The sequence below is a fragment of the Polaromonas sp. genome, from assembly GCF_031411155.1.
In the GTDB taxonomy this organism is placed as follows: domain Bacteria; phylum Pseudomonadota; class Gammaproteobacteria; order Burkholderiales; family Burkholderiaceae_C; genus Polaromonas.
In genome coordinates, this window is sequence record NZ_JANOAL010000183.1 from 1 (window position 1) to 9,633 (window position 9,633).

Consider the following 9,633-nt stretch of genomic DNA (forward strand, 5'->3'; position numbering starts at 1 on the left):
GTAGTCGGCGCGCTGCGGCACGCCCCACAGCCTGGCCACCTCGGGCAGCAGTCTTTGCAGCGCGCCGCACTGGCGCAGCACTGCCAGCATGCGCGAAGGCTGGGCCTGCATCAGGCCGCGGGCCAGTTCCCGCCACACGCGTTCGGGCACCAGCGCATCGACCTCGCCATCGGCCACCATCTGCTGCATCAGCGCCTGCGTTTCGGGTGCAATGGAAAAGTCGGCAAAACGGGCGGCAAAGCGCGCCAGCCGCAAAATCCGCACCGGGTCCTCGCGGAAGGCGTTGGTCACATGCCGCAACACCTTGTCGCGCAGGTCCTGCTGGCCGCCATGGGGGTCGATCAAGGCCTTGAAATCAGGCTCAAATTCGGTTCCAGCCCTTATGGATAGTGCGGGAGCAGCTATTGAATTGATAGTAAGGTCGCGCCGCGCCAGGTCTTGCTCCAGGGTCACGTCGGGCTCGGCATGGACCACAAAGCCGTGGTAGCCGCGCGCGGTTTTGCGTTCGGTGCGGGCCAGCGCGTACTCTTCGCGGGTTTCGGGGTGCAAAAACACCGGAAAGTCCTTGCCCACCGGCACGTAGCCCAGCGCCACCAGTTGCTGCGGCGTGGCCCCCACCACCACCCAGTCATGGTCCTGCACCGCCAGCCCCAGCAAGGCGTCGCGCACCGCACCCCCGACCATGTAAATCTGCATCCAGGCAGTTTAGCGGCTAGTCGCCGGGCCAGCACCCGCCTTGCAACTCAGGAAAAGACCGGCCGGAAGAAACTGCGCTCGTAGCTGATGATGCAGCCCGTGGTTTCGGCGTACCTGAAAGCCGCCTGGCACTCCGCGTCTTCAAAAGAACGCTGGCGATAGCTTTCGTAGGCCGCCAGGCTGTCAAAGGTGAACAGCGCCAGCGCGATGTTGTTGGCCCCTTCGCTGGGCATGAAATAGCCATGGTGCCGGCCGCCGAATTTTTCGACCAGGGGAATCCACAGCTTGCCGTAGCGCTCAAATTCCTTGAGCTTGCTGGTATCGAGTACGTAGCGCGGGTAAATGGTGACCATGGGGGGCTGGCTTTCGACGGATCAGCGCTGGCTTCGGTAAGGCTCATCGAAAATCACAAAGTCTGCTTCGGCCAGCGCATCCTCTATCCAGGCCTTCACGCCGGGCAGGGCGCAGACGCGCTGGATGTAGTCGGTGATGTGCGCCGGCACCGGCAGCGCGAAGTTCTTCAGGCGCATGCAAACCGGGGCGAAATAGGCGTCCGCAATGGAAAATTCGCCAAACAGCAGGGGTCCCTTGTGCTGTTCCAGCAGTTCGGTCCACATGGCGACAAGGCGCTGCACGTCGGCGCGAACGGCCGGCTGGTCACGCCAGACGATGGCGCCAACCTGAGGCAGGAAGGCCTCGATATTCATGGGACATGCGTTGCGCAGGGCGGTGAAGCCGGCGTGCATCTCGGCGCACACGCTGCGCGCGCGCGCGCGGGCCTGCACATCCTGCGGCCAGAGCTGTTTTTCGGGAAATCGCTCGGCCGCATACTCGGCGATGGCCAGGGTGTCCCACACCGCCAGGCCGTCGTCCACCAGCACCGGCACGCGCCCGACCGGGTTCACCGCCAGGATGGCCTGCCTGAAGCTGGAGTTGGCGGCGAAGGTATCTTCGCCGAAACGCACCATGACCTCGTCAAACGCAATGCCGGCCTGACGCAGCAGCACCCAGGGCCGCATCGACCAGGAGGAGTAGTTTTTGTTGCCGATGTAGAGCTTGAGCATGAAGACCGCCTGGGCATGAAAAAAGGAATGGATGAAAACGATTGCCATCCTACCGCCCTCCGGGCAGCCGATCGATGCAAAAAATCCGTCAAATTCATGCCACCAGCGCCGGGCTTGCTCTTTAGGCCAGCAGGGGCCGCGGAACCGGCTTTGCCGGGCCGCAGGCGCAGCGCCCCCTCGGGGGGCAGCGCAGTACGCGAAGCGACAAGCGTGGGGGCACTAAAACCGGCCCGCGGTTTTGCGCTTGGCCATCAAATTGCTGCGCAGGCCGCGTGCGCCCAGGTAGCCCGGCGCGATGGCGCCGACCGGCGTGGGGGCAATGTCCAGCGCCTGCAGGCCGGGCAGCTTGCCGCTGGCCACGTTGTCGGTTTGCATGGCGTCCAGGTTGTCGCGGCTCATCATCGGCTCGCCGGGCGCCAGTTCCATCAGCCAGGCCTGCAACCGTGCCAGCGGCGCCGGCAGCGCCAGCACCGGGCGGCCCTGGCCCCCATTAACACCGGCGCAGCGGCCGGCCAGCTCCACCAGCTGGCGCAAGGTCAGCACCTCGGGCCCGCAGAGTTCAAAGGTCTGGCCTATGGTGCTGGTGTCCTGCAGGCAGCGCAGCACGGCGCTGGCCACGTCTTCGACCCAGACCGGCTGAAAGCGCGCGTTGCTGGCGGCCAGCGGAATCACCGGAAACAGCTGCTGCAGCCGGGCAAAGGTGTTGAGGAATTTGTCTTCGTTGCCAAAAATCACGCTCGGGCGCAGCACCGTCAGGTCCAGGCCGCTGCTGAGCAGCGCCGCCTCGCCGCGCGCCTTGCTGCGCTGGTACATCGAGGCCGAGTTCAGCGACGCGCCCAGCGCGCTGACATGCACGATGCGGCGCAGGCCGCTGGCCTCGCAGGCACGCGCCAGCGCCAGCGGCAGCTGCACATGGGCTTTTTCAAATGCGGCTTCGCTGCCGTGCAGGATGGCGACCAGGTTGACGACCGCGTCATGCCCGGCCAGCAGGGGCGTGAGCGAGACGCTGTCGTGCGCATCGATTTCCAGCACATCCACCAGCGGCAGCATCAGCAGATGCCGGGCATGGTCCAGGCGCCGCGTGACGACCGTGACGCGGCATTGCAGCCGGGCCAGTTTTTCGCAGACATGCCGGCCCACAAAGCCGGTGCCACCAAGGAGTAGTACTTTATTCATGGGCCTGAATTTAGCGCGTTTGCGGCGCCTTGCCTTTAAAAAAAGCTATTTTTACGGCAATTTCTAGCTCTGTCCAGCGTGGAATATGCTTGTGTAGCTATTAATTTGATAGCATGAAGCAGGCTGGCAATGGCACAACAATCCGGCATTGGCCTACACCGGCTGGCCGCGCCGCTTCGCATAATCGGCGAATGAATATTTTCGAAGCCCTGCGCGTCAGCCATGAAACCCAGCGAAGCCTGGCCGATCACCTGATCAAGACGGCCGGCGACAGCCCCGACAGGGAAACGCTGTTCAGGGAGCTCAAGCTCGAACTGGCGGCCCACGCGGCGGCCGAGGAGCGCTTTTTTTATGTGCCGCTGATTGCCCACGACATGACGCAGGAGCCGTCGCGCCACGGCATCGCGGAGCACCACGAGATGGACAAACTGGTGCAGCAGCTGGAAGAAACCGACTTCAGCTCACCGGGCTGGCTGGCCACCGCCAAGGAACTGCACCACAAGATATTCCACCACCTCGAAGACGAGGAAACAAGCGTGTTCCAGCTGGCGGGCAAGGTGTTGACGGAAGCCGAAAAGCGCTCGCTGGCCAAGGACTACGAAGGCGAGTTGGTGTCGCAGCGCACCAAGGTTTGACGCCGTGAAGCGTCGGCTGAAAAGCCGGCCGGCATAAAAAAACGCCCCGGAGGGCGTTTTTTTTCAATGAAGGTGGGTCCGGCTTACTCGGTGATGTAGTCCGACACCACTTTCCAGCGCGCATCCTGCAGCAGCGACAGCCGCGACTGGTTGTTGCCCAGGCGTTTTTGCGGGCCGAACTTGCCTTCGGCGCCGCCAAACATGTCGGCCGGAATCACCATGCTGTCCATGGCCTTGATGAAGCTGTCGGTCGAGAGGCTGCCGCCGGCTTTTTGCGAGGCGCGGATGAAGGCGTCGATCACGGTGTAGCCGTAGACCGAGAACACCGTCGGGTCTTCGTTGAAGGCGGTCTTGTATTTGTTGGCCCAGAAGCGGATAGGCTGCGAGGCCTCGTCGAGGTAGGGGTTTTGCACCGTCATGGTGGCATACAGCCCGTCCATGGCCTTGCCGCCCAGCTTGTGGATCAGGTCGGTGTAAGAGGCGCTGGAGCCGAGGAACACCGGGTTGTAGCCGAGTTTGCGGGCCGTGCCGATGCCGCCTATGGTTTCGCGGATGATGGTGCCCAGCACCACCAGGTCGCATTCAGAAGCCTTGAGTTTGGCGACCTGCGATGAAAAATCGGTGGCGCCGCGCTTGAACGAGGTTTTCTCGACCATGGTCATGCCGAGGGACTTGAGGCCGTCGTCGGCGCCGCGCTGCACCTCCAGGCCGAACTCGTCGTCCTGGTACATGGAGCAGACCTTCTTGGCGTTTTTCTCCTTGACCAGCTTGGGCACCGCCGCCTTCATCTGGTCGTAGTAGGTGGCGGCAAACGAATATTTGAGCTTGTGAAAGGGCTCGTACATCTCGCGCGCGGCCGTCACCGGGAAGAAGTTGATGACGTTTTTCTCGAACTGCACCGGCATCGCGGCCAGGTTTTGCGCCGTGCCCAGGTGGCCGACCATGGCAAATATCTTGTCCTGATTGACCAGCTTTTGCGCCGCCAGCACGGCTTTTTTCGGGTCGTAACCGGAGTCTTCGACGATCAGCTTGATCTTGCGGCCGTTGATGCCGCCCTGCTCGTTGAGCTCGTTGACGCGCAAGGTCATGCCGTTGCGGATCTGCTTGCCAAAGCCGGCCAGCGGCCCCGACAAGTCCTGAATCGAGCCGAGCGTGATTTCGGTCTTGCTGATGCCCTGGCTTTGCGCCTGCGCCAGTGGCGCGCACAGGCTGGCCGCGCAGGCCAGCGCGGCAAGAAGGGCGGTTGACTTCAGTTTCATGGGGTTGTCTCCTGTAAAAATTATTGAACTGCCAGGCTCAATACATGGCATCGATTTGCGGGGCGTACTTCTTTTCGACCAGCTTGCGCTTGAGCTTCATGGTCGGCGTCAGCTCTTCGTCTTCGGCGCTGAGCTGGGTGTCGAGCAGAAAGAACTTCTTGATCTGTTCGACCCGCGCAAACTTCTGGTTGACCCGGTCAATTTCCGACTGAATCAATTCTTGCACTTCAGGGGCGCGCGTCAAGCTGGCGTAATTACTGAAGGGTATGTCCGTATCCTGGGCAAATTTCTCGACGTTCTCCTGGTCAATCATGATGATGACGGTCAGGTAGGCGCGCTTGTCGCCGATGACCACGGCATCGGTGATGTAGGGTGAGAACTTGAGTTCATTTTCCAGTTCGCTGGGCGTCACGTTCTTGCCGCCCGCAGTGATGATGATGTCCTTCATCCGGTCGGTGATCCTGAAGAAACCTTCGTCGTCCATGGTGCCCACGTCGCCGGTGTGCAGCCAGCCCTCGGCGTCCAGCGTCTCGGCGGTTTTCTCGGGCTGGTTCAGGTAGCCCATGAAGACGTTGGTGCCACGCACCAGCATCTCGCCGGTCGCCGGATCCAGCCGGATTTCGTTGAAGCCGGCGGCCGGGCCGATGGAGCCCGGTTTCATGCGGCTGGCGGGCACGCCGGTGGCGGCGCCGCAGGTCTCGGTCATGCCCCAGACCTCCAGCATCGGCACGCCGAGCGCCATGTACCAGCGCACCAGATCGGGCGAGATCGGCGCCGCGCCGGTGACGCAAAAGCGGGCGCGGTGAATGCCGATCAGTTTGCGCGCGTTGTTCAGCGCCAGCCAGCGTGCCAGCGTGAACCGGGCTTTGAGCCCGGCGCTGACCGGCTGGCCCGCCAGCACCTGGTCGGCAATCCGCGTGCCCACGCCTATGGCCCAGGTGTAGGCGGCCTGCTGCAGCCAGCTGGCTTCCTTCAGCGCAATCATCACGCCGGAATAGAACTTTTCCCAGACCCGCGGCACCGCGGTAAATACGGTGGGCGCGATTTCGCGCACGTTTTCGGGAATGGTTTCGGGGTTTTCGACAAAGTTGAGCTTGGCGCCGGTGTAGAGCGAAAAATACTCGCCGCCCATGCGCTCGGCAATGTGACACAGCGGCAAAAAGCACATGCGCTCGTCGCGCGCGTCCTGTGCCACCAGCGTGTTGTAGCCGCGCGCGCTAAAGACCAGGCCGCGGTGGCTGTGCATCGCGCCCTTGGGTTTGCCGGTGGTGCCCGAGGTATAGACCAGTATCGCCAGCTCGTCGGGCTGACAGGCGGCCGCGCGCCGTTTCACCGCATCGGGGTGCTGCGCCAGCCAGGCGCGGCCCAGCGCGCGCAACTCGTCCAGGCCCATCACGTCCGGGTCGTTCAGCTCGCGCAGGCCTTCCATGTCAAACACGATGACCTTGCGCAGCAGCGGCAGCTGCGGTCGAACCTCCAGCGCCTTGTCGAGCTGCTCGTCGTCCTCGACAAACAGCAGCGTGGTGCGCGAGTCCTCGCACAAATAGTGCACCTGCGAGGCGGCATCGGTCGGGTAAATGCCGCTGCAGACGCCGCCGCAACTCAGCACCGCCAGGTCGGCCAGCACCCATTCGATCACGGTGTTGGCCAAAATGGAGGCGCATTCGCCGTGCGCAAAACCCAGGCTCAGCAGGCCGGCCGCAATGTCGCGCACCGCGTCGCCGGTTTGGGCCCAGCTCATGGGGCGCCACAGGCCGAGCTTTTTCTGCCGCATCCAGACCTGGCTGCCGCGCTTTTCCACCGCATTCCAGAAAATGGCGGGAATGGTTTCACCGTCGAGAACGATATTCGTCTCGGGCTGGATGTGGGAGAGATCCCATAAGTTACTCATGCCAAGCTCCAAGGCCGCAGCGCGCCAGCCAAATCAAGTCGGGGACGCGGCCGCAGGCCGCTTCGGGGGGGCGTTTTGTCATCGCCAGTTCTTCTTCTTTTTCCAGCGTCGCTCGCCGCGCACGCCTTCTTCCTTCAGCCCCAGGTAGAACTCCTTGATGTCGTCTTTCTCGCGCAGGCGGGCGCAGGTGTCTTCCATCACGATGCGGCCGTTTTCCAGCACGTAGCCGTAGTCGGAGGCATTGAGCGCCATATTGGCGTTTTGCTCGACCAGCAAAATCGTGGTGCCGCGTTCGCGGTTGATGCGCACCACGATCTCAAAAATTTCCTTGGTCAGTTTGGGGCTCAGGCCCAGGCTGGGTTCGTCGAGCAAAATCAGGTCGGGCGAGGCCATCAGCGCGCGCGAGATCGCCAGCATCTGCTGCTGCCCGCCCGACAGCAGGCCCGCATCCTGCAGCGCCCGCTCGCGCAGAATCGGGAAGTAGCCATACACCCCCTCCATGTCGCGCGCCACGCCGTCGCGGTCCTGGCGGGTGTAGGCGCCCATCAGCAGGTTGTCGCGCACATTGAGCAGCGCAAACACCTCGCGCCCCTCGGGCACATGCGACAGGCCCTGCTGCACGATGTGGGCCGGGTCCTGCGCGGTGATGTCTTCGCCCTTGAACTCGATCGAGCCCTTGCGCGGGTCGATGATGCCGGAAATGGTTTTGAGAATGGTCGACTTGCCCGCGCCGTTGGAGCCCAGCACGGTGGCGATTTCGCTGCGCCGAACCTGCAGGCTGACGCCGCGTATCGCCTTGATCGGGCCGTAAGAACTTTCCACGTTGAGAAGTTTCAGAACGGGCTGGTCGCTCACTGGCGGCGGCATCGTACTCATGCGGAATCAGCCCCCACGTTTGCGGCTAAAGCCGCAGCACTGCCCCCCGAGGGGGCCTTCGCGCCTAGGGGCGGCCCGTCGGCGCTCATTCTCCTGAGTGACGACACCTCATCGACCGAGCCCAGGTAGGCCTCGATCACGCCGGGGTCGGTCTGCACCTCGCGCGGCGTGCCCATGGCCAGCACCTCGCCCTGGTTCATGGCCAGCACGCGGTCCGACACTTTGGACACCAGCGACATGTCGTGTTCGACCATCAGCACGGTAATGCCCAATTCGTTCCTGATGTCCTGAATCCAGAAGGCCATGTCGTCGGTTTCCTCCACGTTGAGGCCGGAGGAGGGCTCGTCCAGCAGCAGCAGCCTGGGTTCGGTGCACAGGGCGCGCGCCAGTTCCACCACCTTGCGCACGCCGTAGGGCAGGCCCGCCACCATGGCGTCGCGTTGGTGCTGCAGGTCGAGAAAGTCAATCACCTGCTCGGCTTTTTCGCGCGCCTTGAGTTCTGCCTCGCGGGTTTTGCCGGTAAAAAACAGGTCGCGCAGCAGCCCGGTCTGGCGGTGCGTGTGGCGGCCTATCAGCAGGTTGTGCAGCACCGAGGCGTGCTCGAACAGCTCGATGTTCTGGAAGGTGCGCGCAATGCCCAGCGAGGCAATCCTGTGCGGTGGCTGGTCGGTGAGCTTTTGCCCGCAGTAGACAATCTCGCCGGTGGTCGGCGTGTAGATGCGGCTGATCAGGTTGAACACGGTGGTCTTGCCCGCGCCATTCGGGCCAATCAGCGTGAAGACCTCGCCCTGTTTGACGTCAAAGCTGACCTGGTTGACGGCCAGCACGCCGCCAAAGCGCACGCTGAGGTTGTTGGCCGACAGCAAAATGTTATCCATGAGACCTCCTTGAGCGCCGCCGGGCCGCCCCAAGGCGTGAGGGCCCCCTCGGGGGGCAGCGCAGTACGCGAAGCGACAAGCGTGGGGGCATCATTTCAGGCGATCCGATTTCTGGAAGGACTTTTGCCGCTTGAACAGGCCCTTGCGGTAAAACGGAAACAGTTGCAGGTAGGTGCGAATCTTCAGCCAGCGGCCATACAGGCCCAGCGGCTCAAACAGCACAAAGGCAATCAGCACCATGCCGTACACCGCCGCCTGCAGGCCCGGTGCCTGGCCGATGACGGGTGGCAGGTAGTCCTTGGTCAGGGCAATCACCTGCGGCATGGAGATCAGGAAAATGGCGCCCAGAAAAGCGCCGTGCACCGAGCCGACGCCGCCAATCACGATCATCAGCAGCAAATCGATCGACTGCAAAATATTGAACTGGTCGGGCGAGATGAACTGCAGCTTGTGCGCGTACAGCGCGCCCGCCACACCGGCCAGCGCGGCCGACAGCGCGAACGACAGCGTCTTGTAGCGCGCCAGGTGAATGCCCATGCTCTGCGCCGAAATCTCCGAATCGCGGATCGCCACAAAGGCCCGGCCCGTGGGCGAGCGCAGCAGGTTCAAAATGCCCAGCGTGGCAAACACGGTGACAGTCAAGCACAGAAAATAAAACGACTCGCCGCTGGCCAGCTTGTAGCCAAACAGGTCGGGCACCTTGATGTGAATGCCGGCGTTGCCGCCGGTGACGCTTTCCCAGCGCGCAAACACCTCTTCCACAATAAAGCCGAACGACAGCGTGGCCATGCCCAGGTAAATGCCCTTGACGCGCAGCGCCGGCAGGCCCACCACCAGGCCGACGGCGGCCGACAGCCCGGCGGCGCAGGCCAGCGCCAGCGGAAACGGCAGGCCGGCGTTGGTCAGCACCGCCTGGGTGTAGGCGCCCACGCCCAGAAAAGCCGCATGGCCCAGCGAGAACAGGCCGGTAAAGCCCGCCAGCAGCATCAGCCCCAGCCCGGCGATGGCGTAGATCAGCACAAAGGTCAGCTGCGCCAGCCAGTATTCGGCAATGAGCCAGGGCGCGGCCAGCAGCAGCAGCATCAGCGCGCCGTACCAGAACACATGGCCGGCGTGCTTGGCCAGCTTGATGTCTTGCGCGTAGTCGGTTTTGAAAAT

General features: G+C 63.1%; 9 protein-coding genes and 1 pseudogene. 1 reads left to right on the forward strand and 9 read right to left on the reverse strand.

Annotated features, from left to right (window positions below):
* The 4 genes and pseudogenes from RMO23_RS11625 to RMO23_RS11640 all read right to left on the reverse strand — a co-directional run.
* Positions 1-696, reverse strand: a pseudogene (locus RMO23_RS11625) (multifunctional CCA tRNA nucleotidyl transferase/2'3'-cyclic phosphodiesterase/2'nucleotidase/phosphatase); the annotation flags it as partial.
* A gap of 47 nt (positions 697-743) precedes the next feature.
* The gene (locus RMO23_RS11630) at positions 744-1,049 is read right to left on the reverse strand and encodes an NIPSNAP family protein (RefSeq protein WP_309681625.1); all 306 of its coding nucleotides are present in this window, start codon (positions 1,047-1,049) and stop codon (positions 744-746) included.
* Between the two features lie 21 nt (positions 1,050-1,070).
* Positions 1,071-1,760 (reverse strand): glutathione S-transferase family protein, encoded by a 690-nt coding sequence (locus RMO23_RS11635; RefSeq protein ID WP_309681641.1) that lies wholly within the window; start codon positions 1,758-1,760, stop codon positions 1,071-1,073.
* A 219-nt stretch (positions 1,761-1,979) separates the two neighbouring features.
* On the reverse strand, positions 1,980-2,936 hold the full coding sequence (locus RMO23_RS11640) for a complex I NDUFA9 subunit family protein (RefSeq protein WP_309681627.1): 957 nt from the start codon (positions 2,934-2,936) through the stop codon (positions 1,980-1,982).
* A gap of 191 nt (positions 2,937-3,127) precedes the next feature.
* On the opposite strand from RMO23_RS11640, the gene RMO23_RS11645 reads away from it, so the two are divergent.
* Positions 3,128-3,571 (forward strand): hemerythrin domain-containing protein, encoded by a 444-nt coding sequence (locus tag RMO23_RS11645; protein ID WP_309681629.1) that lies wholly within the window; start codon positions 3,128-3,130, stop codon positions 3,569-3,571.
* Positions 3,572-3,654: 83 nt separating this feature from the next.
* Here RMO23_RS11645 and RMO23_RS11650 read toward each other — a convergent pair whose 3' ends face one another.
* The 5 genes from RMO23_RS11650 to RMO23_RS11670 form a co-directional block, all read right to left on the reverse strand.
* A complete protein-coding gene (locus RMO23_RS11650; RefSeq protein WP_309681631.1) occupies positions 3,655-4,830 on the reverse strand; it encodes an ABC transporter substrate-binding protein in 1,176 nt (391 codons plus the stop codon).
* A 37-nt stretch (positions 4,831-4,867) separates the two neighbouring features.
* The gene (locus RMO23_RS11655) at positions 4,868-6,721 is read right to left on the reverse strand and encodes a long-chain fatty acid--CoA ligase (protein WP_309681634.1); all 1,854 of its coding nucleotides are present in this window, start codon (positions 6,719-6,721) and stop codon (positions 4,868-4,870) included.
* Between the two features lie 78 nt (positions 6,722-6,799).
* Positions 6,800-7,597, reverse strand: coding sequence for an ABC transporter ATP-binding protein (locus RMO23_RS11660; protein WP_309681636.1), 798 nt, complete (start codon positions 7,595-7,597; stop codon positions 6,800-6,802).
* The gene (locus tag RMO23_RS11665) at positions 7,594-8,475 is read right to left on the reverse strand and encodes an ABC transporter ATP-binding protein (protein WP_309681637.1); all 882 of its coding nucleotides are present in this window, start codon (positions 8,473-8,475) and stop codon (positions 7,594-7,596) included. Before RMO23_RS11665 ends, RMO23_RS11660 begins: the two co-directional genes overlap by 4 nt.
* 90 nt (positions 8,476-8,565) lie before the next feature.
* Positions 8,566-9,633, reverse strand: a 1,068-nt coding sequence (locus RMO23_RS11670) for a branched-chain amino acid ABC transporter permease (protein WP_309681639.1), incomplete at its 5' end; no start/stop codon positions are given.

Excerpts from the sequence above, each read along its gene's own strand:
- RMO23_RS11645 (WP_309681629.1), top strand. The coding sequence starts at position 3,128 with ATGAATATTTTCGAAGCCCTGCGCGTCAGCCATGAAACCCAGCGAAGC.
- RMO23_RS11640 (WP_309681627.1), bottom strand. The coding sequence starts at position 2,936 with ATGAATAAAGTACTACTCCTTGGTGGCACCGGCTTTGTGGGCCGGCAT.
- RMO23_RS11630 (WP_309681625.1), bottom strand. The coding sequence starts at position 1,049 with ATGGTCACCATTTACCCGCGCTACGTACTCGATACCAGCAAGCTCAAG.
- RMO23_RS11650 (WP_309681631.1), bottom strand. The coding sequence starts at position 4,830 with ATGAAACTGAAGTCAACCGCCCTTCTTGCCGCGCTGGCCTGCGCGGCC.
- RMO23_RS11660 (WP_309681636.1), bottom strand. The coding sequence starts at position 7,597 with ATGAGTACGATGCCGCCGCCAGTGAGCGACCAGCCCGTTCTGAAACTT.
- RMO23_RS11635 (WP_309681641.1), bottom strand. The coding sequence starts at position 1,760 with ATGCTCAAGCTCTACATCGGCAACAAAAACTACTCCTCCTGGTCGATG.
- RMO23_RS11655 (WP_309681634.1), bottom strand. The coding sequence starts at position 6,721 with ATGAGTAACTTATGGGATCTCTCCCACATCCAGCCCGAGACGAATATC.
- RMO23_RS11665 (WP_309681637.1), bottom strand. The coding sequence starts at position 8,475 with ATGGATAACATTTTGCTGTCGGCCAACAACCTCAGCGTGCGCTTTGGC.